We start from the raw sequence: 22,292 nt of genomic DNA, 5'->3' as shown, positions 1-22,292 counted from the left end.
ACCGAGGGCGGGAAGCGTTACATCCTGGCTCATTACTTCTCCTAAAAGTGTTTCGACTCGTGTGACTAGATCGCGTGCAGCGGGCGACCGGCGAGGGCCATCATCGCTTCGCCGATGGTCTCGACCTGGGTCGGGTGCGCGTGGACGAGCTGAGCGACGTCCTCGGGGTAGGCATCCCAGTTGACGATGAGCTGCGCCTCGCCGACGAGCTCGCCGACGCGGGCACCGATCATGTGAATGCCGACGACGGGGCCGTCGTTCACGCGGATCGCCTTGACAAAGCCGGCGGTGCCGAGGATCGAGCTCTTGGCGTTGCCCGCGAGGTTGTACTCATAAGCGGTGATGTTGTCGGCGCCGTACTCTTCGGCGGCCTTCTTCTCGGAGAGACCCACCGAAGCAACCTGCGGCTCACAGTACGTAACCTTGGGCACGTTCTTGTCTTCGACGAGCACCGGGCTCTGTCCCGCGATCTGCTCGGCGACAAAGATGCCGTGCTGGAAGCTGCGGTGCGCGAGCTGGAGGCCCGGCGTGATGTCGCCGATCGCGTAGACGCCGGGAACGTTGGTCTCAAGCTTGTCGTTGACGAGCACGAAGCCGCGGTCGGTCTCGACGCCAACCTCTTCGAGGCCGATGTTCTGCGTCACCGGGCCACGGCCGATCGCGACGAGGAGCACGTCGCCGTCGATGGTCTCGCCACCCTTGTCGGTCTTGACGTGCACGCCGTACTCGTCCTGCGTGACCGACTCAAACTTCGTGCTGAGCTGGAAGTTGATGCCGCGCTTCTTGTAAGCGCGCTCGAGTGCCTTCGAAATCGCCTCGTCCTCTGCGGGAGCGAGGTGAGGCAGGCCCTCGATGATGGTGACTTCAGCGCCGAGTGCGCGCCAGAGGCTCGCGAACTCAAGGCCGATCACACCGCCGCCGAGCACGACCGCGCGCTGCGGCACCCAGTCCATCAGCAGCGCCTGATCGCTCGTGATCACGTTGCCGGTGATTTCGAGGCCGGGGATGCTCCGCGAGAACGAGCCGGTCGCGAGCACGACGTTCTTGGCGATGAGCTTGTCGTCGCCAACCTGCACCGTCTTGGCGTCAACGAGGCGACCCTCGCCCGCGAAGACGTCGATCTTCTTCGCCTTGAGCAGTCCCTGCAGGCCCTTGAACTTGCCCGAGACGATGCCGTCGCGGAACGCCGCGATCTTGGCGCCATCAATGCCCTCGAGCTTGAGGTTGACGCCGAGTCGGGCACCATCCTCAACCGCGTCGGCAACCTCACCGGCGTGGAGTATGGCCTTGGTGGGCACACAACCGCGGTGAAGGCACGTGCCGCCGAGCTTGTCCTTCTCGACGAGGGCAACCGTCTGTCCCAGCTGCTTGGCACGAATAGCGGCGGCGTAGCCTGCGCTACCGCCACCAAGGACTACGAGGTCGAAATTGTGATCGGCCACTCGGAAAGCTCCTTTGAAGTTTGGATGGGGATCCCAGCACGAGATCTGGACAGGCCTACAGGGATCTTGCAGACACAACCTTTTCCAGGGTACACCCGCGAGTTACCGACTAATTCAGTGTCGACAGCAGTTCTACGAGGGTGCGCACGGCCACTCCGGTCGCACCCTTAGCGACGTAGCCGTAGGGGGCTTTCGTCTCGGCCGGGCCGGCGATGTCGAAGTGCAGCCAGGGGATGTCATTGCCTTCGTCGTCGATGCCGATGAAGCGCTGCAGGAAGGCGCCGGCGAACAGCATGCCGCCCGAGCGGTCGCCCGGCTTTGAGTTGACGATATCGGCGATGTTCGACTCGAGCTTCTCGTCGAACTCTTCCGGAATCGGCATCGCCCACACGGGCTCGCCGACGGTCTTGCCAGCGGCAAGTGCGCGGTCGCGCCACTCCTCTTCGTTGCCGAGGAGACCCGTGGTGCGGTCGCCGAGCGCGACCACCTGGGCGCCGGTCAGCGTGGCAATGTCGATGATGAGGTCGGGCTGCTGCTCCGAAGCGAGCGAGAGTCCGTCGCTGAGCACGAGGCGACCCTCAGCATCTGTGTTCGTGACCTCGACCGTCACGCCCGAGTGCGTCGTAAGCACGTCGTCGGGCTTGATCGCGCTGCCCGAGGGCATGTTTTCGGCGAGCATGCACCAACCGCTCACATGCACCGGCAGGCCGAGCGACGCTGCGGCGCGAATCGTGCCGACGACCGAAGCTGCTCCACCCATGTCGAACTTCATACCAACCATCGACGCGGCCGGCTTGATCGATAGACCGCCCGAGTCGAAGGTGATGCCCTTGCCGACGAGCGCGATGTGCGCCACGGCGTCCTCGGGCTCGTACTCGAGGTGCACGATGCGCGGCGAGTTCACCGAGCCGGCGCCGACGCCGAGCACGCCGCCGCAGCCCTCGTCGATGAGTCGCTGCTCGTCCCAGACCTCGACTACGACGCTCTCGTCGTCGAACAGGTCGACCACCGCATCGGCGAAGTCCTCAGGCACGAGCGCGCTCGGGGGAGTGTTGACGAGGTCACGAGTGAGCACGACGGCGTCGGTGATCGAGGTCACGCGCTGCTCGATGTCATCGGTCGTGCCGGTGGCGTTCACCTGCTGCGCATCGATGACCCCTTCGTCGGTCGACTTGAAGCGGTCGTAGCGGTAGCCGCCGAGCACGTGGCCCGTCAGCAGCGCCTCGAGCTCAGCATCGGTCGGCTCGACAAGGTCGTAGACGACGCTTGCCGCCTTGCTCAGCGTGCGCGCTGCGGTGCCCGCAGCGCGGCGCAGCGCCTCCTCGTCGCGGCTGTCGCCGATGCCGATGAGCAGCGCGGCAGCTTCGCCGTCCTCGTCATCGGTGGCGACCAGGATGCGCGTGCTCTGGCCGGTCGTCCCGGTCACGCCGAGTTGCTCGAGGCGGTCGGCGTCGAGGCCGAGGTCTGCGGAAGTCAGAGGTTCCGGAACATCGCCCTTGCGCACCGGAATCACGGTGACGACATCGGAGGAATAGGGCTCGAGATCAATACGAATTTCAGCAGACGTCATGGCCACGAGCCTACGCCGAGGAAACTGGGGGAGGGCGTAGCATTGAAGCCATGCTCTCTGATCCCTCGATGTACCGTCCTGGCGAGGCATGGCATGAAATTCCTCCCGGCCTGCCACTCGTGGCGCTGCTCTCGGGGTATAGGGATGCCGGGCAGACGGTGCGCCAAGGAATCGAGGCGCTGCTCTCGCAAGACGAGGGACGCGTCGTCGCCTCGTTCGACGCTGACCAGCTGCTCGACTATCGGGCGCGGCGCCCAGTGGTGAAGCTCGAGTCGAACCGCGTCACCGAGTACCGCGTGCCGCGTCTCGACCTGCGGCTGCTCAACGATTCGCTCGGACAGCCGTTCCTTCTGCTGAGCGGCTTCGAGCCAGACTTTCGATGGGACCAGTTCACCGGCGACCTCCTTCGTCTGCATGCCCACTTCATGGTGTCAAGTACTACCTGGGCACATTCGATCCCAATGCCCGTGCCACACACGCGCCCAGCGCGACTCGCGGTCACCGGCAACCGCGACGAGTTCATCGAGAACAACTCGGTGTGGCAGACGAATATCGAGGCGCCCGCACACGCCCTCCACGAGCTCGAGTTCGAGCTCACGGCGAGCGACGAGCCGGTCGTCGACCTCGTCGTGCTGGTGCCGCATTACCTCGCCGATTCCAGCGTGCCGGCCGGCGCCATGAAGCTCCTCGAAGGCATCGGGAGCGCGGCTGGCGTCATGATCGACACCGAGCAGCTGCGCGAGCGCGACCGCGTGTTCCGCACCGACGTCGACGCCCAGATCGCCGAGAACGAAGAAATGCAGCGCCTCATTCAGGCGCTTGAAACCCAATACGACGGCGTGGTGCGCGGCACGCCCCGTGAAAATCCATTTGCCGACGCCGATGGCGAAATGCCGAGCGCCGACGACATCGCCAACGAACTCGAGCGCTACCTCTCAGCGCGCCGGAAGCCCAACGAAAAGTAGTGTCCACGGACACCCCAAACACCCACTCGCTCAGCCTGATCCCACCGCGCCTTCCCGGCATCATCTTCACCCTCGCGCTCGTCGCGTACATCGTCGCGGTGACCCAGCGCAGCTCGCTCGGCGTCGCCGGCGTCGATGCGATTGCCCGATTCGATGCGTCGGCCACCGCGCTATCAACGCTCGCGGTCATGCAGGTCGTCGTGTACGCCGCGGCGCAGATTCCCGTCGGCATGCTGCTCGACCGCTTCGGCCCCTCGCGCCTGATCATTAGCGGCGCTGCGCTGATGGCGGTCGGCCAGGTAATCGTCGCGGTCGCGCCTTCGATCGAGGTGGCCGTCGTAGGGCGCGTCCTCGTCGGTCTCGGCGACGCGGCAACCTTCGTGAGCGGACTGCGCATCATCTCGGCATGGTTCCGGCCCCGCAAGGTGCCGGTCATGCAGCAATGGTTGGGTAACCTTGGCCAACTCGGTCAGTTCATCTCGGCTGTGCCGTTCTCGACGTTGCTCCACCTCAGCGAGTGGACGGTCGCCTTCCTCACCACCGCATCCCTCTCGGTGATCGTCGTCGTCGCGGCGATTGCGGGGCTGAAGGATGTGCCCGGCTCGCGCTTCGGCGGTCAGCCAATGTCGCTTGCCGGCGCGTTCAGCACGCTCGGCGGGGCGTTCGGCCGACCCGGTACACGCCTCGGGTTCTGGTCGCACTTCACGACGCAGTTCCCGGGCAACGTGTTCGGCTTGCTCTGGGGGTACCCCCTCATGGTGCAGGGGCTCGGCTACGCGCCCCAGCTCGCCTCCGCCCTGCTCATCCTGCCGGTCGTGGTCGGCATGTTCGTCGGCCCGGTGATTGGGCTGCTGACCGCTCGCTTCCCGCTGCGGCGTTCGAACCTCGTGATCGGCATCGCGATCACGAGCGCGATCTTCTGGTCTCTCCTGTTGCTCTGGCCCGGCCAGCCGCCCCTTTGGTTCTACATCCTCGTGCTCGTGGTTACCGGCGCTGCCACCACCGGCTCGAACATCGGCTTCGACTTTGCGCGAACCTTCAACCCCTCATCGAGCTACGGTTCGGCCTCCGGCATCGTGAATGTCGGCGGGTTCACCGCCAGCGCAATCGCGTTCCTGACGATTGGCCTCGGCATCGACGCGGTCACCGGCGGCGCCGAGCCAACGTGGGACGCTTTCCGCGTCGCGATGTGGACTTTCCCCGTCCTGACAGTGATCGGCATCGCTGCGCTGCTCCACGTCCGCGGCAAGACCCGCAACTGGATGGCCGCGGAAGAGGGCGTCGTGGTCGCGCCGCTGTGGCGTGCTCTGGCCCGCCGGATGCGCCGTCGAGGCGACACATGGGAATAGTTCGGGCTCCGCGCGTGTACCATTTACTATCTGCCCCAATCTATTCCGCCTCGGCGGAACTTGACTTGGGCATTCGTTTTGCCCGCACCACTTGAGGGGGTCCGTAATGGCAGCAGGAGCAACGCCGAACGTGACGGCCGCACGTTCGAAGGAAGAGCTTTCCGCGCTCAAGGTCGCAGACCTGCGCGCGATTGCGAAGGAAATTGGCCTGACCGGCGCCTCGACGCTGAAGAAGGATGACCTCGTCGGGGCCATCATTGCGCACGAGGGCGGCGCCCCTGCGTCGGCCGCCGCGCCGAAGAAGGCGCCGGCGAAGAAGACGGCCGCAAAAAAGGCAACGCCCGCTGACGGTGACGAGCACATCGTGGTCGACCTCGACGAAGACCACGAGGTCGACGAGAAGGACATCGAGACCTCGACCGACGACGAAGAGCACGCCGAGAAGGACGAAGACCCAGACCTCGGCAAGCGCGATGACAAGAGCGAGGATCCCGAGGAGGACGCCATCAAGGCGGAGTCCGCGGTGAAGGCCGCTGGCGCCCTCGTACTCAAGAACACCGACGATGACGACACCCCGGTCTACTCGGGCACCATCACGGGTGCCACCGCCGACCCCGTTAAGGACTACCTGAAGCAGATCGGTAAGGTGCCGCTGCTCGACGCCGCCGAAGAAGTCGACCTCGCAATGCGTATCGAGGCGGGCCTGTACGCCGAGGACAAGCTCCTTCGCCAGCCCGACATCGAGGCTAAGCTCAAGCGCGAGCTCAAGTGGATCGTCCGCGATGGCAAGCGCGCAAAGAGCCACCTGCTCGGCGCCAACCTTCGACTCGTCGTCTCGCTTGCGAAGCGCTACACGGGTCGCGGCATGCAGTTCCTCGACCTGATCCAAGAGGGCAACCTGGGTCTCATCCGTGCGGTCGAGAAGTTCGACTACACGAAGGGCTTCAAGTTCTCGACCTACGCGACCTGGTGGATCCGTCAGGCCATCACGCGCGCTATGGCCGACCAGGCCCGCACCATCCGTATCCCGGTGCACATGGTGGAGGTCATCAACAAGCTCGCCCGCGTGCAGCGACAGATGCTGCAGGACCTCGGTCGCGAACCCACTCCGGAAGAGCTCGCGCACGAACTCGACATGACGCCCGAAAAGGTCGTCGAGGTGCAGAAGTACGGCCGCGAGCCGATTTCGCTGCACACGCCCCTCGGCGAGGACGGTGACTCGGAGTTCGGTGACCTCATTGAGGACACCGAGGCGGTCGTGCCGGCCGACGCCGTGAGCTTCACGATGCTGCAGCGTCAGCTCGAGTCGCTGCTCGACTCGCTCTCCGAACGCGAGGCCGGCGTAATTCGCATGCGCTTCGGCCTCGGTGACGGCATGCCAAAGACGCTCGACCAGATCGGCGAGACGTTCGGGGTGACGCGTGAGCGCATCCGCCAGATCGAATCCAAAACCATGGCGAAGCTCCGCCACCCGTCGCGTTCGCAGTCGCTGCGCGACTACCTCGAGTAAGGAGACGCGTATGCAGGCGAATGATGGCAAGGCCCTGACCTCGACGGTCGACGGCACCGAATACCACCGCATCCCGATCAAGACTCGCGTGGTCATGCCGGGTGACGACCTCCACGAGGTCGTGCGCACGTACGCCGCCGACGAGGTGCAGGACGGCGACGTGCTGTTCATCACCGAGAAGATCGTGGCGATCACCCAGGGACGTTCGATGTTGACCGGCGACATCAAGCCGCGCCCGCTCGCGAACTTCCTCGCCAAGTACGTCACCAAGACGCCCTACGGCATCGGCCTCGGCATGCCCGAGACCATGGAAATGGCGCTGCGCGAATGCGGTACCCCGCGCATCCTGCTCGCCTCGGGTGTCGCCGCGGTGACCAAGGCGTTCGGCCGTTCGGGCGACTTTTACCGGGTTGCCGGCGAGAAGGCCCGCGCGATCGACGGCCCGACCAAGAACACGATTCCTCCGTACAACGAGTCCGTCGTGCTCGGCCCGAAGGACCCAATGCGCGTTGCTCGCGACATCAAGATCCTGCTGGGCAACAAGGTCGATGTGCTCGTTGTCGATATCAACGACATTGGCGGCAACATCCTCGGCACGACGCTCGAGCGAGAGCAGAACGACACGTTCGTGCGCATCCTCAGCGACAACCCGCTGGGTCAGGGTCACCAGTCGACCCCGATGGGGATTATTCGCCGATAACCGCTCGGTAGCGCGGGAGCAGGCCCCGCCGCACACCCGACACCGAAGGCTTCGCCTGGAAGACACCGGAGTTGTAGTTGCCCTCGATCAGCACGGGACGATCCGGCGCGATCGCGACGTCCCAACCGACGTAGGGCACCTCCGGGATGCGGCGGGCGGCTGCCGCCACCAGTTCGAGCGCGCGCTCGAAGTGTGGCACCTCGAAGCCGACGATCGGCACGCCACTGAGCGGGTGGATCGAGTGGATCGCGTTGTTGTCGTCGAAGGCGGGGCACTGCGCGATGCCGGCCTCGTCGAGCATGGTGTACATGCCGCCGCCAGAGAAGTTGTCGACGTCGCCGCCCGCACCGATGCGCAGCGCGACGGCAATCACGCCGACGCGGTCGCCGTTGTTGAACGTGACGATGCGCATGGTGTTCACGCTCGACTCGTTGAGCGCCACGAGGTGGGGGTGCTGCACGAGGAACTCCTCGAGCAGAAACTGCCGGTTGCTCATCCGAATCTTGCGGAAGCGCGCGAGGTCAGTGCCAATGTCGTCCGGGCGCACGCGCTCGATTCCCTTGCCACCGAGCGAATCGGGCACCTTCGCCATGAGGTTCGGGTGCCGCTCGACGAAGTCTGCGAGTTGCGCATCGCTCGCGGTGCGCACGTCGAGCCACTCGCGGCCGAGGAGGTCGTCGAACTCGACATTGAAGTTCGACTTGTCGGCCAGCCGCAGGTTCGCCTGCTTATCGGTGTTGAAGCGGCGCGCGTAGTGGTCCGACTTCGGATGCGTCATGAACGTCGTGCGTTCGGCCTTCGACAGAATCGCGAAGTCCCAGTCTTGGTAGTCCTGGAACGCACACTCGTACTTCGCGGCCGACCAGAACATGTCGAGGGCGACGCCGATGCGCGGCTTGCGGAAGTTCTTCGAGATGTCACCGGCGAGTTGCCACACGCGCGGCAGATTGAGTGCCTTCACCCGCCCTACGAGATAGTTCACACGCAGCTTGTTCGCGGATGCACCAGGCACAAAATCCTCTTCCGTCGGCGACACAGTGGCTTCGATGCTACCGCGACAGCGGTGCGCCTTGCCGCCTGACTGCCCGGCAGTCGATAGGATTCAAGCTTGGACTAGGAGGTTCCGGTCATGGCGCAGGCGTATTCGGCTGAAGATCTGCAGGTACTCGAGGGGCTCGAGGCGGTGCGGAAGCGACCCGGTATGTATATCGGTTCGACCGATTCACGCGGGCTCATGCACTGCTTGTGGGAGATCATTGACAACTCGGTCGACGAGGCGCTCGGCGGCCACGGCGCGAGGATCGACATCATCCTTCACCAGGACGGCTCCGTCGAGGTTCGCGACGAGGGTCGCGGTGTGCCGATCGACATCGAGCCACGCACTGGCTGGACCGGCGTGCAGGTGGTTTACACGAAGCTGCACGCGGGCGGCAAGTTTGGCTCGACCAACTACGGCGCCGCTGGTGGTCTGCACGGCGTTGGCGCATCCGTCGTCAACGCGCTATCGAGCCGGCTCGACGTCGAGGTCGATCGTGGTGGCAAGACCTACGCCATGAGCTTCCAGCGCGGCCACGCCGGAGTCTTCGCCGATTCCGGCGAGCCCTCGCCCGAATCGGCCTTCACCGAGCAGCCCGGCCACGCCGAGTTGCGAGTGGTCGGCAAGGTGGGCAAAAACGTCACGGGTACGCGGGTGCGGTACTGGGCCGACCCGCAGGTGTTTGTGCGCGACGCCGCGTTCCAGCTCGAGCAGCTGCGCGACCGCGCCCGCCAGACGGCGTTCCTCGTGCCGGGCCTCGAGATTCGTCTTTCCGATGAGCGCGACCCGCAGGCACCCGAGCAGGAGTCATTCAAGTACGACGGCGGCATCTCGGAGTTCGTCGAGTACCTCGCGCCCGACGCGGCCCTCACCGACATCTGGCGGATGGAGGGGGAGGGGCACTACCGCGAAACCGTTCCCGTGCTCGACGACAAGACGGGCCACATGGTCTCGCGCGAGGTCGAGCGCCGCATGGAGGTCGACCTCGCCCTGCGGTGGGGCGCTGGTTACGACACCGTCGAGCGCAGCTTCGTCAACATCATTGCGACGCCGAAGGGGGGCTCGCACGTGAGCGGCTTCGAGGCAGGCCTGCTCAAGGTCGTTCGCGACGAAGTCACGAAGAACGCGCGCAAGCTCAAGGTCGGCAACGACAAGCTCGACAAGGATGACATCCTCGCAGGCCTCACCGCCGTCGTGACCGTGCGCATCCCTGAGCCGCAGTTCGAGGGTCAGACCAAGGAGGTGCTCGGCACCCCGCAGGCGCGCAACATCGTGCAGAAGACGATCGTCNGGCATGAAGGAGCGCTTCGGCTCGACGAAGCGGCAGGACAAAACCGAGGCGTCGATGCTGCTCGAGAAGATCGTCACCGAGATGAAGAGCCGCATCGCGGCGCGCGCCCACAAAGAGACGCAGCGCCGCAAGACCGCGCTCGAGAACTCTTCCCTGCCCGCGAAGCTCGTCGACTGCCGCACGAACGAGGTCGAGCGCTCCGAGCTGTTCATCGTCGAGGGTGACTCGGCGCTCGGTACCGCGAAGCCTGCCCGCGACTCCGAACATCAGGCGCTCTTCCCGATTCGAGGCAAGATCCTCAATGTGCAGAAGGCCTCGCTCGCCGACATGTTGAAGAATGCCGAATGCGCCAACATCATTCAGGTGCTCGGCGCGGGATCAGGTCGCTCATTCGACCTCGACCAGGCACGGTACGGCAAGGTCATCATCATGTCCGACGCGGACGTCGACGGCGCGCACATCCGCACGCTGCTGCTCACGCTGTTCTTCCGCTACATGCGCCCGATGCTCGAGGCCGGTCGCGTCTATGCCGCGGTGCCGCCGCTGCACCGAGTGGTCGTCATGAACGCCGGTAAGAAGCCGAACGAGACCATCTACACGTACAGCGAGAAGGAGCTCCAGGCGCTGCTGAAGAAGCTCGAGCGCTCGGGCAAAAAGTATCAAGACCNTACAAGGGCCTCGGCGAGATGGACGAGGACCAGCTCTGGGATACGACCATGAACCCGCAGCACCGCCTGCTGCGGCGCATGAACCTCAAGGATGCGGCCGAAGCCGAGCGGATCTTCGAGGTGCTCATGGGCAACGAGGTCGCCCCGCGTCGCGAGTTCATTGTCGACGGCGCCGAGCACGTCGTTCCCGAGCTCATCGACGCCTAGGCTGCCCCGCGCATCCGCCTTCTCCCTGGCCGCATCGCTGGGAACGCACGATTGACGCAGCCGCCGTGCGCCCCACGAGAACTAGCCGTTGAGGCTGGGGGAGACGCCGAGCTTCACGTCGATGTCGATCTGCTTCCCGTCACGGATGACCGTCAGCGTCGCGGTGTCGCCTGCCTTGAGCGTGCGCACAGTGCCGACGAGGCTCGATGAGCTCGAGATGTCCTGACCGTTCACCGCGATGATGAGGTCGCCCTTCTTGACGCCCGCATCGTCCGCCGGACCGTCGGCGGTCACTTCCTGCACCTCGGCGCCGAGCACCGTGCTGCCGTCCAACTCGGCCTGACCGTCGGTGTTCGCGGTACCGAGCCACGCGTGCTCAACCTCGCCCGTGTCGATGAGCTGCTGCGCCACGTTCTGCACGAGCACGGTCGGAATCGCGAAGCCAATGCCGATGCTGCCCGACGTGCCCGACGAGTCCGTACCAAGGGTCGCAATCGACGAGTTGATGCCGACGAGCTGGCCCGTCGCGTCGACGAGCGCACCACCCGAGTTACCCGGGTTGAGCGCGGCCGAGGTCTGAATCGCATTGGTGACCACGGCGTTGCCGCTCACCTCGCCGGTGTTCACCGGGCGATTCAACGCCGAAACAATGCCGGTCGTGTACGAGCCTGAGAGGCCGAGGGGCGACCCTATCGCCATGACACCGTCGCCGACCTCAAGCGCGGTTGAGTCACCCACCGTCATCGGCACGAGTGTGTCGGGCGCATCGGTGACCTGAATCACCGCGAGGTCGGTCGCCGGGTCGGTGCCGAGCACGGTCGCCTGGTAGCCGCGGTTGCCGATCGTGACGGTGACGGCAGAGTCGCCAGAGGCCCCCTCGACGACGTGATTGTTCGTGACGATGTGGCCCTCGCCATCCCAGACGACGCCCGAGCCCTGGCTCGTGCCCTGTGACGTCTCCACCTGAATCGAAACGACCGAGTTTTCAAGTTCGGCCGCCACGGCAGTCCAGTTCGTATCGTTCGCATCCGCCTGCACGACCGTGCCGGAGGAGGACGTGTTGATGCCACCACCCGCGGGCAGCAACGCCCACGTGCCCACGGCGCTACCCGCACCGACGATGAGTGCAGTAGCCGCTGCGACGCCGATGACACCGCCGGTGCTCAGGCCGCGCTTCTTCGCGGGCTTCGCCGACGACGAATCCGCGGCTGCTCCTGCTGGCTGATATTCCGGATGCATGGTCGCCGCGAGCGTCGGCCCACCAGGAAACTGCTGCGTCGGCGTGCTCGGAAACTGCTGGGTCGGCGCGTCGGCCTGGTTCGGTCCCGCCTCCTGCTGGCCGGGCGCCAGGGGGATGCCGTAATTCACCTGCGTCGTCGGCGCGGGCTCTGCTGCGGCAGGAGCGGGCTGCCCGAACTGCGTCGTCGGCGCGTCCTGCGCACCCGCGGCGGGGGAGCCGCCGGAGGGGGAGTAGCCCGCACCCGAGTCGGTGCTCGAGGGTGCGGTACCTGGGGTATTGGGGGCGCCAAGCGGCGGAAGCGAGGGCATGTGACCGTGCTGCTTGGCTCCGGGCTGTTCTTCGGACATGAAGGAATCCAATCACCGCAAGGCTGAGCGTTCTGCGGAAAGTTGTCGAATTTCAGTGGTGAGGTTCATGCGAGCACGCTGATCCCAGAGCTTGGATGCGCTCGGGGTATGAAATAGTTCCCGCCGAGCCAGAAAGTCCTGCAAAATGTGCAGTCGCCCCTCGACGAAGTCGGTCGCCGGCACGTGCGCGTACTCGCGACGAATTCCCTCGACATACGCGCGGTACCGGGCATCTGGCGCCGCGAGAATCGCGAGGTCGGCGTCGCGGAGCAGTCCCGCCGCATCCTCATCACCGGGTTCGAGCACCGCCCCAACTACGGCGCTCGGGTCGGTGCTGAGAATCAGCCGAGCAACCTGATCGGCCACCATCGACCCCTGGCCAAGCGCCAGCAATTCGGCACGTGCCAGCTCGGCCGAAGCGCGCTCGTCGGCACCCGGCGCGCCTTCGTACACGGCGTCGTGGTACAAGGCGGCAAGCAGCGTCGCACGGGGCATCTCTGCGCCGGATGCCCAGAGCAGGTCGAGGTGGAGGAGCACGTCATGCAGATGTTCGGCGTCGTGATAGCCGCGGTGCGGCTCCTGCCAGCGCGCGAGGAGCCACTCGCCAGCATCCGCCCAGGCGGGGGAGCCGTTACCAAGCTCTGCCCACCACGCGCGCAGCTCGGCCAGCCGGGCCCGCGGCCGCTGCGCATCCCGCTGCGCCTGGGGGATGCGCAGCCCCGAGGCCTCGAGACGACGCACGAGTTCGTGCCCGGTCACGGCCACCGCGCCCGCCGTGACGAGCCCGGGGAGTTCGTCTTCGCGCACGTCGTAGTGGTCGAGGTCGAAGCGCCGCCGCGCGAGCCGTTGGCTGTGGGCGAACGCGTGCAGTTCGGCGAGGGAGTGGTCAGACACGAGGTGCGCCCAGCGCAGGCCGTGGGCCGGCCAGCGCGCGGGATCTACGAGAATTGTCACCTGGCTGACGATAATTGCCCATATGGAAGATCTGCCGTGGCTTGACGCAATTGTGTCGCGAATTGTGCCACCCGAGACCGCGCCGAGCATCGATGCGACCGTGTTGTGGTGGGTGCTTGCCGCGGCACTCGTCGCCTGCGCCGTGCCGGTCGTCTGGCTGCGCGTGCGGCTCGGCGTCACGCTCGTGCACGAGCTCGGGCACGCATTCGTCGGCGTGATGGTCGGCCGCAAGTTCAACGGCTTCGTGCTGCGCGGCGACATGTCAGGCGCAGCGGTGACGCAGGGCAAGCCCAGGGGATTCGGCAGGGTAGCGACGACCTGGGCGGGGTATCCGGCGCCCGCGATCCTCGGCGCGGCCCTCGCGTGGTTCGCCGGCCGAGGATGGGCCGCGCCGACCGTGACGCTGCTCATGCTGCTGCTCGCGATCGCGATGATCCGCGTGCGGTCGTGGCTCACCGCGGGTGTCACCTTGATCTCGCTCGCTGGTTTCGCGGCGCTCTGGTGGTGGCGCGACGACGAGATTCAGTCGCTCGTGCTCATCGGCATTGCGATCGTTCTCGTCGTTGGTGCCTGGCGACACCTCGGCGCCGTCGTGGCGCAGCCGAGCACGAGCAGCGACCCGGGCGTACTGACGCAACTCACGCGGGTGCCGGCGTTGCTGTGGAACCTCAGCTTCGCCGTCGTGTGCGGCCTCGCGACGTGGGGAGTGGCGCAGTTCTTCCTGCCGTAGTTCGCGAGCGGAGCCGACTTCGCGATAATGACATAATGTGCATTATCGGATAACGCCACGCTTCCCGCGGTGCACCGAGGATCCCCAGGCATCGCGTAGTATTACTCGCAGTGGCTCCGGCCCTTCTAGCTCGCCAACCTTAGGGAGAAACGCAGTGAACGCGCTCATCGCCATCTTCAGCATCCTCGTCTTCGTTGCAGGACTCTGGTGCTACGGCCTCGCGTTCCAGATGCCGACCGACACGCTGTCACTGCTCGTGTTCATTCTCGGCGTCCTGCTCAACACGCTCGCGTTCTTCATTCCCTGGCAGATCGTCGGCCACGGTCGAAAGTAACAACTTCATAACAGCCGCAATTGCGCCCTTGGTTCCACCGAATCAGGGGCGTTCTGCTTATCAGGAGGACCGCGTGGCCTACACGCCTTCGCTCGACATTTCGGTGCGCTTCACTGCGCCGGTCGAGCGTGTCTGGGATGCGATCGTCGATCGCAACGAGTTCGCGACTTGGTGGCCCGATGGCGGCCACATCGAAGCCCGCAAGGGCGGCGAGCTCAAGCTGACCACGCCGCGCCCAAAGAAAAAGCGCGACCGGATGCTCACCGGCAAGGTGGTGAGCGTCGAGCCCTACGCGAAGATCGTGATCGAGGTCAACGCGCAGCCGCGCGACCGCGACACACGCCTGACGCTGCTCTTCAGCCAGCTCAAGCACAAGTCACGCCTACGCCTCATCGAGGAGGGCTCCGACAGCCCGGCCTCCGGTGTCATCCTGCAGGAAGCCCGCGAAGGATGGCGCGAGGTGCTTGCCGAACTCGACAAGCACCTCGCGGAAAAGTAGTTCGCCGCGTCGCTATTCGACGCCAAAGCTCGACACGTCACCGACGAGTCGAAGGTGGTCGGCGGGCACGGGCTCGAAGGCCGCGGCAGCCACCTCGGCGGCAAATTCGGCCACGTTATAGAGTTTGCCAGCCTCCTCGCGGCGTGCCTCGATGGCACCCGGGTTAAGTCGGTTGAGCAGCGTCGCGGTGATCGTGCCCTCGATCATGTCGCCCGAGACGATGACGAACTCGATGCCATCGGCCTCAAGGGACGGCACGAGCTCCAGCAGGGCGTCCTCCCCTGCGCGCTTCGACTGCGCGACGGCCTCGTACTCGGGCATCGTCTCGGTCGTGCGGATGAAGTGGGCCTGGTGGCTCGTGACGAAGACGACGCGCGAGCCGGCGCCGAGCAGCGGGCGAGCCGCGTTGAGGGTGTTCACCTGGGCGTCACGGTTGAGGCGCAGGGCATAGTTCTCGCCAAGGTTCGCCTCCATGCCGCCGGATGCATTGAGCACGAGCACGTCGAGACCGCCGTAGGTTTCGCCGATCGTGGCCATCATTGCGGCCAGGCTGGCGTCGTCGGTAAGGTCGGCGGCGACGGCAATCGCGGTGCCACCGGCCTCCTCGATTTCCTGGACGAGCTTGTCGGCGCGAGCGGCCTTGTTGCGGTAGTTCACGACGACCTTGGCGCCGGCATCGGCGAAGTAGCGGATCGTGTCGGCACCCACGCCACGGGACGAGCCAGTGACGAGCACGCGCATACCGGCGAGCGAGCCGGGCGCAAACGGATTCAGCGATGAGTCAACCATGCAGGTAATTCTAGTGGGGTGACGTACTTTGATCCGCCCGGCCCCCGCATCCTTGCCCATCGTGGGCTCGCACTCACTGCCCCCGAGAACACCATCGCGGCGTTCGAGGCAGCGTCCGAGGTCGGCGTCACACACATCGAGACCGACGCGCACGTCACGGCCGACGGCAGCGCAGTGCTCTGGCACGACCCGACGCTCGCCCGCTGGAATGGCGAGGACACCCCGATCATCGACCTCAGCGCTGCCCAGCTCGACGAACGACAAGTCGAGGGCCACCGCATCCCGACCCTCGTTGCGACGCTGTCCGAACTGCCCCGACTCCACTTCAACATCGATGTGAAGACCCCGACGGCCGCACGAGCGGTCATTCGGGCGGTGGATGCCGCCCACGCGTTCGACCGCGTGCTGCTCACGTCGTTTCACGAACGAACGGCAGGGATGCTTCGGTCACTCGCGCCCGCGGCCACCCAGGGTGCGCCAACCGAGCGAGTCACACTGGCCCTCGCAGGAATACGCCTGCGCTCTCGGGCGTTGGTATCGAGAACGCTGGCACCGGTCGATGCGGTGCAACTGCCCTGGCGTGCAGCAGGAATTGACCTCGTGACTCCCCCGCGCCTCGCCTGGTGGCACCGGTACGTGCGCGAGGTGCACGTGTGGACAATCAACGACGCGAGCGAGCAGCTCGAGCTACTTCGTCGGGGCGTGGATGGCATCGTGACCGACCGATCCGATATTGGGATGCGCGTGCTCAGGGAATACCTGGCAGAATAGAGATTTGGCATGTGCGCGTTGCGCGCTCACGCCAGTCGAAGACCACGAAAGGAACCCAATGGCAGATCGTAGCCTGCGAGGGATGCGCCTTGGTGCGCAGAGCCTGCAAAGTGACGAGGGCGTGGTGCTCGTCGATCACCAGCTCCGCACGTACCAGACCGAGGACGGCGAGCGCTTTGTGGTGACCTTTGCCGCCGACGCCGAGGCACCGCAGGTGTGGCCGTCGCCGAAGACTGGCGTCGAGGGCCGCCTGCTCGACACCGAGGGCGACATTGTGCCCTACGACGCTCCCGAGGCGAAGGCACAGCGCACCCACTGGGACATGCTGCTCGAGCGTCGCACCGTTGAAGACCTCGAAGAGGTGCTGCAGATTCGCCTCGACTACCTGCGTAAGCGCCGCGGCACCAACACCGCGCGCCGCGAGCCAACCGCGGGCCTGCCGCAGAACGCCGCGGACGCGCCCGAGATTGAGATCGAGGGTCGCGCGAAGGCACAGACGGCTGCCGAAAAGGAAGCCGCCGCGAAGGAAGCCAAGAAGAAGAAGCCGGCCGCGCCGAAGAAGAAGAAGTAGCGACCGCGGGCGCCGCCGGCAAGCGCTAGTCTCGCCGTCGCGGCGCCGCGACCACGATCGCAAGGCCGACTCCACCTGCCAGCAGATCGATCGCGTCACCGAAGACGGTCGCGGGGGTCTCCCCCACACCCGTCGTCACCTCGGCAACAAATGCGCCGGGCTCGTACCAATCGAGCCCGGCGATTTGCGTTCCATCCGCCGCGAATGCGGCGCTCCAGCCCACCGTCGACGCCTGCACGAGCGGTCGACCCGACTCGACCGCACGCAGGCGCGCCGTCGCGAGCTGCTGCGCGGACTCCTCGCTGTAGCCAAAGTCGGCGTTGTTCGTGGGCGCGAGCAGCACCCCGGCGTCGCCGGCGACGGCCTCACGCACGAGATTATCGTCGACGATGTCGTAGCAGATGAACACGCCGTACCGCGTGCCATCGATGTCAAGCACGTTCGACCGGATGCCGGGCGTGTACTCACGCTGAATCATGCCGATGAGTTCGGGCGCGAGCGCCTCGAAGACCTCGCGGTCGGGCACATACTCGCCGAACGGAATCGGGTGCGCCTTGTCGTACTGCTCCCCCGCCTCGCCGTTTTGCCACACGATCTGCGAGTTGAAGTACTCGGTGTCGGGGTCGTCCCAGTCGCCCGTCATCGTCACGGTATTCATGAGCACGGGGGCACCCGCGCGCTGCTCGACATAGCTGATCAAGTCTGCCGAGTACGAGTTCAGCAGCGGGCTCACGTCGACCGAACCCTCGGGCCAGAGCACGAGGTCGACCTGCCCCGCCTTCCCGAGGGCATCGAGGGTCACCTGGGCGTGCGACTCAAGAATTTCGCCCGGGTCTGACGGGAAGAAGTAGCTCGCCCCGGGGGTATCCCCTTGCACCGCGAGGATGCGCACGGTCTCGCCCTGCTGCGTGGGCCAGAGCGGCCACACGAGCAGCGCGGCACCCGCCGCGGCCACGCCGGTGAACTGGGCCGCGCGGCGAAGTACGAACCCGGCCCGCGGGCGCGGCGAGACCTGCGCATCCCGAGGGTGCAGCACGACCTCGATCGTAAACGCGACGAACCAGACAACGAGGAACGCGACGCCGGCGAATCCCACCCACGACACGAGCTCGAGCAGCGGCGAGTTCGACTGCGACTGCGCAATGCGCCCCCAGGCAAAGCCGCCGTACGGCACGTTCGAGGCGAGCGTCTCGCGCAGCGTCCAGAGACTCGCAACCGCCACGGGCAGCGCGCCGAGGGATCGCGTGCGCCCGGGGCGCGTCGGCAGCCGCCGATACGCGATGGCGATGCCGATCGACCCGAGCATCCACCACAGCGCCATGAGCGCCGACAGTGCGGTCCACGGCACCGCGCCGAGGAACAGCGACGTCCAGGCGACGTGCATGAGATAGAACGCGAGCCCGCCGAGAAAGCCGAGGTAGGCCGCAATGCCTGGCCGCTGCCCGCGAATTGCGAGCAGGTTGAGCGCGACGCCAATTGGGGCAGCCCACCACCAGCCGCGTTCCGGAAACGACAGCGTCAGCGCAAACGCGCCCGCCAATATCGCGGCGAGCGCGGCAACAAACGGGAGCGGCTGGGGCGCAGCGGGCCTCACGACTCGTTGCCCTCGTACGCGACGATTCCACGATGGATGAGCTGGCGCGCCTGGTCGGCGTTCGTCGCGATCCTGCCGCCGGCCGCCTTGCCGATCTGGTCGAGCACGTCGAGTACCTGCCGCACCTGTCGCACAAAGTCGCCCGCCGCCAGGTCGGTGCGCTCGAGCACTCGATCGAGCGGCACCCCACTCGCCCAGCGATACATTGCCGGCGCGAGCCCCGTCGCAAGTTCCGAAGTGCGCGGCACACGGTGCAGCTGCTCGAGTTCGTCGAGCTCGACCCAGAGCTCCTGCATCCGCTCGAGCGCGGGGCGAAACTCGCCCTTCGGCATGTGCCCCATCTGCGGGTTCTCCTCTTCTCGTCGCGGCTCGTAGGTCAAGCAGCTCGTAATCGCGGCGAGCTGGGCCGGGTCGAGGCCGAGCCAAACCTCGCGGCGCAGGCACTCGGCGGTGAGCAGGTCGCGCTCNGCCGTAGATGCGCTGCAGCATACGCCCGGTGCCGGTCACCTCGAGCTGGTCGCCCTCGCCCGCGCGGAGATAGCCGCGCTGCAGCAGCAGCTCGGTCAGGCGATCAAAGGTCCGGGCAACAGCGCCGGTGCGGTGCTCGATATCGCGCACGAGGCGGTCGGTCTCGCGCTCGAGTCGCCAGTAGCGTTCGGCCCAACGCGCGTGATCCTCGCGCTCGCGGCAGTCGTGGCAGGGGTGGTGCTGGAGTTCCTTGCGCAGCGCATCCAGACGCTTGCGTCGCTCCTCTCGCGCGCCATGGCTGCCGGGGTCCTGTGCGTGAATCTTCTGCTTCTCGACGTCGCTGAGCTGCCGGCGCAGCGCGGAGTACTCGAGGAAATCGCCCTTGTCGCAGCGCATCGCCTCGAGGTAGCCCTCGAGTGCTTCGCGCTGCTGCCGCACGGTGCGCGCGATATCGACCACCGAGCGGTCAGCCTGGAACTGCGCAAACGAGGTCTCGAGCAGCTGCCGCGTGCGGTCACGCCCGAAGCGGTCGAGCAAGTTGACAGTCATGTTGTACGTCGGGCGGAAAGACGAGTTGAGCGGATACGAACGGCGGGATGCGAGGGCCGCGATCGCCTCGGGCTGCACGCCATCGCGCCAGAGCACAACGGCGTGGCCCTCGTGGTCGATGCCGCGGCGACCGGCCCGGCCGGTGAGCTGCGTGTACTCGCCCGGCGTGATCGGCACCCGCGAGACTCCGTTGAACTTTTCGAGCCGTTCGAGCACGACGGTGCGCGCCGGCATGTTGATGCCGAGAGCGAGCGTCTCGGTCGCGAAGACCACCTTCAGCAGGCGGCGCTGGAACAGCTCCTCGACGATTTCCTTCCACGCCGGGAGCAGCCCGGCGTGGTGGGCGGCCACGCCGCGTTCGAGCCCGTCGCGCCACTTCCAGAAACCGAGCACGGCGAGATCCTCGTCGAGCATGTTCCGCGTGCGCTCCTCGACAATCTCGCGAATCTCCTCGCGCTCCGCGCGCGTGTTGAGGTTGATACCCCAACCCGTGACTTGGTTGACCGCGTCATCGCAGCCGGCCCTCGAGAAAATAAAGAAGATCGCCGGCAGCAGCGCGGCATCGTCGAGCATGTTGACGACGGCGCCTCGATCGACGCGCATGTTGCGCGGCCCACGGCCACTCTTGCCTCGCCCGCCGCGCCCCTGCCGCTCCCCCTTCGTCACGCGCACGAGCTCAGGATTGACCTGGTCAGTGATGCGGTCGTTCTTCGTGCGGAAAAGGTCGAACATCCGCGAGCCCACGAGTACGTGTTGGTAGAGCGGCGTCGGTCGAACCTCCGAGACGATGACCTCGGTGTCGCCGCGCACGGCCTGCAGCCAGTCGCCGAACTCCTCGGCGTTCGAGACGGTGGCCGAGAGCGAGATCATGCGCACCTCGCTGGGCAGGTGAATGATCACTTCTTCCCACACGGCGCCGCGGAAGCGGTCGGCGAGGTAGTGCACCTCATCCATGACGACGAAGGCGAGGTCATCGAGCAGCTCGCTGCCCGCGTAGATCATGTTGCGCAGTACCTCGGTGGTCATCACCACGATGCGTGCGCGCGAGTTGATGTTGACGTCGCCCGTCAGCAGGCCGACCTCGCTCGCGCCGTAGTCGGCCACGAGCTCCTGGAACTTTTGGTTCGACAGCGCCTTGATAGGCGTCGTGTAGAAGATCTTTGCGTTCGGGTCGCGCATCGCGAGAAACACCGCGAACTCGGCGACGACGGTCTTTCCCGCGCCCGTCGGGGCAGCCACGAGCACCGAGCTGCCCCGGTCGAGGGCCTCGCACGCTGAGAGCTGGAAGGCGTCGAGGTCGAACCGCTGCAGGTCACGAAAAAGCTCGAGATTCGGATGCGCGGCTCGCGCAGTTGCGCGGGCGTACCGCTCGGTAGGGCTCGAATCGGTCATGCGTCCAGCGTAGCCGCCGCTTCCGCAGCATCGCGCTTACGACGCCGACGATCGTTCAGGAGCGAAATTCCGACCGCGAGGAAGTAGAGCACCACTATCGGCACCATGAGCAACAGCATCGAGAGCACGTCGGCCGCCGGTGTCGCGATGGCACCGAACAGGGCACAGATGAGGACGGCAACGCGCCACGCTTTGAGGATGGCGCGACCCTCCAGCACCCCGGCGAAGTTGAGCATGACGAGCAACACCGGCACGACGAACGCGATGCCCACGGCGAGGCAGAGCGTGAGCACGAACGAGTAGTAGGTCTTCGCGTCGTACCAGATCGTGTCCTCGGTCGGCGCGAACGTCGCCATGACCTCGATGATGCGGGGCATGATGATGATGCCGAGTACGACGCCTGCGAGGAACAACGGGATCGCGGCGCCGAGGAAGCCCAGCACGTACTTCCGCTCGCCCTTGCGCAGCCCCGGCATGAGGAACATCCAGGCTTGGTAGAGCCACACGGGCGAGGCGATGACGACGCCGAGGGTCAGCGCCATCTGCAGGCGCAGGTCGAACGCGGTCGTGACGTTGCCGAAGTTGATCGACACTCCCCCGCCGCGCGACTCATTCAGAGCGTCGATCGGCTGGCGCAGCACCTCGAAGGCGGCGTCGGTGAGTAGGAAACCGCCCACCATCGCCACGATGATGGCGACGGCACAGATGAGGAAGCGATTTCGAAACTCAATCAGGTGGTCCGCAAGGCGCATACGGCCCTGCGGATTCACCTTCCGCGAGTACTTCTCCCGCTTCCGCTTTTGTTGTTGCGGAGCGGTCATGGGCTATCTCGGCGAAGCGCCCGTGGTGTCGGTGTCGTCGGTGCGCGGCGCCTGGCTCGTGTTGTCGACCGTGCCGGGCTGTGGTTCGACAGCCGGCGTGTCGGCGCTCTTCGTCTTCGAGTCTTTGTCTTCGTCGTTCATCGTGCGTACTTCACCACGGAAGATTCGCATCGACTCGCCCAGGCTGCGGGCAAGTTTCGGCAGGCGGGGCGCGCCGAAGAGCAGCAGGATGATGACGAGGATGATGACCAGGTGCCATCCGGAGAGGTTCGGCATAGGGGCTATCCCTTCTTGGGGTGGTGAATCAGGTGGGCGTACTGCAGGGGGTCGGCATGGGTCAGTGCGCGGCCGCGTGCAACGCGCGCCTCCCGCCGCTCGAGCGCACGCGCTCGGCGCAGTTCCCGTTGCTGTTCGTGGTGGTCGCGAACTTCGTCGCTGTGCCGGCCAAATGCGATCGGTTGTCGCGCGGCGACCGCCTCTCGTTCGCGCAGTTCG

Annotated in this window: 17 protein-coding genes and 4 pseudogenes; 11 read left to right on the top strand and 10 right to left on the bottom strand. The window is 66.0% G+C overall.

The window, feature by feature from the left end; translation table 11 throughout:
* Positions 1 to 65 precede the first annotated feature (65 nt).
* Together lpdA and ID132_RS03345 are read right to left on the bottom strand one after the other, a co-directional pair.
* Positions 66 to 1,442 carry a dihydrolipoyl dehydrogenase gene (gene lpdA / locus ID132_RS03350; RefSeq protein ID WP_193127838.1) on the bottom strand — a complete coding sequence of 459 codons (1,377 nt, stop codon included), beginning with the start codon at positions 1,440 to 1,442 and terminating at the stop codon, positions 66 to 68.
* Between the two features lie 109 nt (positions 1,443 to 1,551).
* Entirely contained in the window at positions 1,552 to 3,012 is a 1,461-nt protein-coding gene (locus ID132_RS03345; protein WP_193127837.1) for a leucyl aminopeptidase, read from the bottom strand.
* Between the two features lie 50 nt (positions 3,013 to 3,062).
* Here ID132_RS03345 and ID132_RS03340 point away from each other — a divergent pair, with 50 nt between their 5' ends.
* The 4 genes from ID132_RS03340 (at position 3,063) to ID132_RS03325 (ending at position 7,536) form a co-directional block, all read left to right on the top strand.
* Complete coding sequence (locus ID132_RS03340) at positions 3,063 to 3,977, top strand: PAC2 family protein (protein WP_125105970.1); 915 nt, start codon at positions 3,063 to 3,065, stop codon at positions 3,975 to 3,977.
* Positions 3,977 to 5,326 (top strand): MFS transporter, encoded by a 1,350-nt coding sequence (locus ID132_RS03335; RefSeq protein ID WP_125105969.1) that lies wholly within the window; start codon positions 3,977 to 3,979, stop codon positions 5,324 to 5,326. Before ID132_RS03340 ends, ID132_RS03335 begins: the two co-directional genes overlap by 1 nt.
* A 106-nt stretch (positions 5,327 to 5,432) precedes the next feature.
* Entirely contained in the window at positions 5,433 to 6,836 is a 1,404-nt protein-coding gene (locus ID132_RS03330; RefSeq protein WP_125105968.1) for an RNA polymerase sigma factor, read from the top strand.
* Between the two features lie 10 nt (positions 6,837 to 6,846).
* On the top strand, positions 6,847 to 7,536 hold the full coding sequence (locus ID132_RS03325) for a coenzyme F420-0:L-glutamate ligase (RefSeq protein ID WP_125105967.1): 690 nt from the start codon (positions 6,847 to 6,849) through the stop codon (positions 7,534 to 7,536).
* On the opposite strand, the gene ID132_RS03320 is transcribed toward ID132_RS03325, so the two are convergent.
* Positions 7,523 to 8,572, bottom strand: coding sequence for a sugar-transfer associated ATP-grasp domain-containing protein (locus ID132_RS03320; RefSeq protein ID WP_193127836.1), 1,050 nt, complete (start codon positions 8,570 to 8,572; stop codon positions 7,523 to 7,525). The genes ID132_RS03325 and ID132_RS03320 overlap by 14 nt on opposite strands.
* A 93-nt stretch (positions 8,573 to 8,665) precedes the next feature.
* Here ID132_RS03320 and ID132_RS03315 point away from each other — a divergent pair.
* A pseudogene (locus ID132_RS03315) lies at positions 8,666 to 10,738 on the top strand (DNA gyrase/topoisomerase IV subunit B).
* Positions 10,739 to 10,819: 81 nt separating this feature from the next.
* On the opposite strand, the gene ID132_RS03310 reads toward ID132_RS03315, so the two are convergent.
* Entirely contained in the window at positions 10,820 to 12,325 is a 1,506-nt protein-coding gene (locus ID132_RS03310) for a S1C family serine protease (protein ID WP_235988246.1), read from the bottom strand.
* Between the two features lie 12 nt (positions 12,326 to 12,337).
* Positions 12,338 to 13,279, bottom strand: a complete 942-nt coding sequence (locus tag ID132_RS03305) for a DUF4031 domain-containing protein (RefSeq protein ID WP_193127835.1) — start codon at positions 13,277 to 13,279, stop codon at positions 12,338 to 12,340.
* Between the two features lie 22 nt (positions 13,280 to 13,301).
* Here ID132_RS03305 and ID132_RS03300 point away from each other — a divergent pair, with 22 nt between their 5' ends.
* From ID132_RS03300 to ID132_RS03290, 3 genes are all read left to right on the top strand, one after another.
* Complete coding sequence (locus ID132_RS03300; RefSeq protein ID WP_193127834.1) at positions 13,302 to 14,009, top strand: M50 family metallopeptidase; 708 nt, start codon at positions 13,302 to 13,304, stop codon at positions 14,007 to 14,009.
* Positions 14,010 to 14,163: 154 nt separating this feature from the next.
* Positions 14,164 to 14,343: a hypothetical protein gene (locus tag ID132_RS03295; RefSeq protein ID WP_164509684.1), complete on the top strand. Its 180-nt coding sequence runs from the start codon at positions 14,164 to 14,166 to the stop codon at positions 14,341 to 14,343.
* A gap of 73 nt (positions 14,344 to 14,416) precedes the next feature.
* Positions 14,417 to 14,842, top strand: coding sequence for an SRPBCC family protein (locus tag ID132_RS03290; protein WP_164509683.1), 426 nt, complete (start codon positions 14,417 to 14,419; stop codon positions 14,840 to 14,842).
* A 12-nt stretch (positions 14,843 to 14,854) separates the two neighbouring features.
* Here the strand turns inward: ID132_RS03290 and ID132_RS03285 are convergent, their stop codons facing one another.
* Positions 14,855 to 15,631 carry an SDR family oxidoreductase gene (locus tag ID132_RS03285; protein WP_193127833.1) on the bottom strand — a complete coding sequence of 259 codons (777 nt, stop codon included), beginning with the start codon at positions 15,629 to 15,631 and terminating at the stop codon, positions 14,855 to 14,857.
* An 18-nt stretch (positions 15,632 to 15,649) separates the two neighbouring features.
* Between ID132_RS03285 and ID132_RS03280 the strand changes: the two genes are divergently transcribed.
* Positions 15,650 to 16,402, top strand: coding sequence for a glycerophosphodiester phosphodiesterase family protein (locus ID132_RS03280; protein ID WP_193127832.1), 753 nt, complete (start codon positions 15,650 to 15,652; stop codon positions 16,400 to 16,402).
* Between the two features lie 58 nt (positions 16,403 to 16,460).
* Positions 16,461 to 16,805 (top strand): annotated as a pseudogene (locus ID132_RS03275) (RNA polymerase-binding protein RbpA); the annotation flags it as partial.
* 193 nt (positions 16,806 to 16,998) lie between these two features.
* Here ID132_RS03275 and lnt read toward each other — a convergent pair.
* The 4 genes and pseudogenes from lnt to tatA all read right to left on the bottom strand — a co-directional run.
* Positions 16,999 to 18,492: pseudogene (gene lnt, locus ID132_RS03270) on the bottom strand (apolipoprotein N-acyltransferase); the annotation flags it as partial.
* 71 nt (positions 18,493 to 18,563) lie between these two features.
* A pseudogene (locus ID132_RS03265) lies at positions 18,564 to 20,976 on the bottom strand (DEAD/DEAH box helicase).
* A complete protein-coding gene (gene tatC / locus ID132_RS03260; RefSeq protein WP_193127829.1) occupies positions 20,973 to 21,728 on the bottom strand; it encodes a twin-arginine translocase subunit TatC in 756 nt (251 codons plus the stop codon). Before tatC ends, ID132_RS03265 begins: the two are co-directional and overlap by 4 nt.
* Before the next feature lie 72 nt (positions 21,729 to 21,800).
* Complete coding sequence (gene tatA / locus ID132_RS03255) at positions 21,801 to 22,073, bottom strand: Sec-independent protein translocase subunit TatA (protein WP_125105955.1); 273 nt, start codon at positions 22,071 to 22,073, stop codon at positions 21,801 to 21,803.
* Positions 22,074 to 22,093: 20 nt separating this feature from the next.
* On the opposite strand from tatA, the gene ID132_RS13055 reads away from it, so the two are divergent.
* The coding region (locus tag ID132_RS13055) for a hypothetical protein (RefSeq protein WP_211198213.1) at positions 22,094 to 22,292 on the top strand (199 nt) is incomplete at its 3' end.

It is taken from the genome of Gulosibacter sediminis (assembly GCF_014904065.1).
GTDB lineage: Bacteria > Actinomycetota > Actinomycetes > Actinomycetales > Microbacteriaceae > Gulosibacter > Gulosibacter sediminis.
This window is presented reverse-complemented; position numbering and strand designations above follow the sequence as displayed.

Excerpts from the sequence above, each read along its gene's own strand:
- ID132_RS03345 (WP_193127837.1), bottom strand. The coding sequence starts at position 3,012 with ATGACGTCTGCTGAAATTCGTATTGATCTCGAGCCCTATTCCTCCGAT.
- ID132_RS03340 (WP_125105970.1), top strand. The coding sequence starts at position 3,063 with ATGCTCTCTGATCCCTCGATGTACCGTCCTGGCGAGGCATGGCATGAA.
- ID132_RS03330 (WP_125105968.1), top strand. The coding sequence starts at position 5,433 with ATGGCAGCAGGAGCAACGCCGAACGTGACGGCCGCACGTTCGAAGGAA.
- ID132_RS03325 (WP_125105967.1), top strand. The coding sequence starts at position 6,847 with ATGCAGGCGAATGATGGCAAGGCCCTGACCTCGACGGTCGACGGCACC.
- ID132_RS03310 (WP_235988246.1), bottom strand. The coding sequence starts at position 12,325 with ATGTCCGAAGAACAGCCCGGAGCCAAGCAGCACGGTCACATGCCCTCG.
- ID132_RS03300 (WP_193127834.1), top strand. The coding sequence starts at position 13,302 with ATGGAAGATCTGCCGTGGCTTGACGCAATTGTGTCGCGAATTGTGCCA.
- ID132_RS03285 (WP_193127833.1), bottom strand. The coding sequence starts at position 15,631 with ATGGTTGACTCATCGCTGAATCCGTTTGCGCCCGGCTCGCTCGCCGGT.
- tatC (WP_193127829.1), bottom strand. The coding sequence starts at position 21,728 with ATGCGCCTTGCGGACCACCTGATTGAGTTTCGAAATCGCTTCCTCATC.
- tatA (WP_125105955.1), bottom strand. The coding sequence starts at position 22,073 with ATGCCGAACCTCTCCGGATGGCACCTGGTCATCATCCTCGTCATCATC.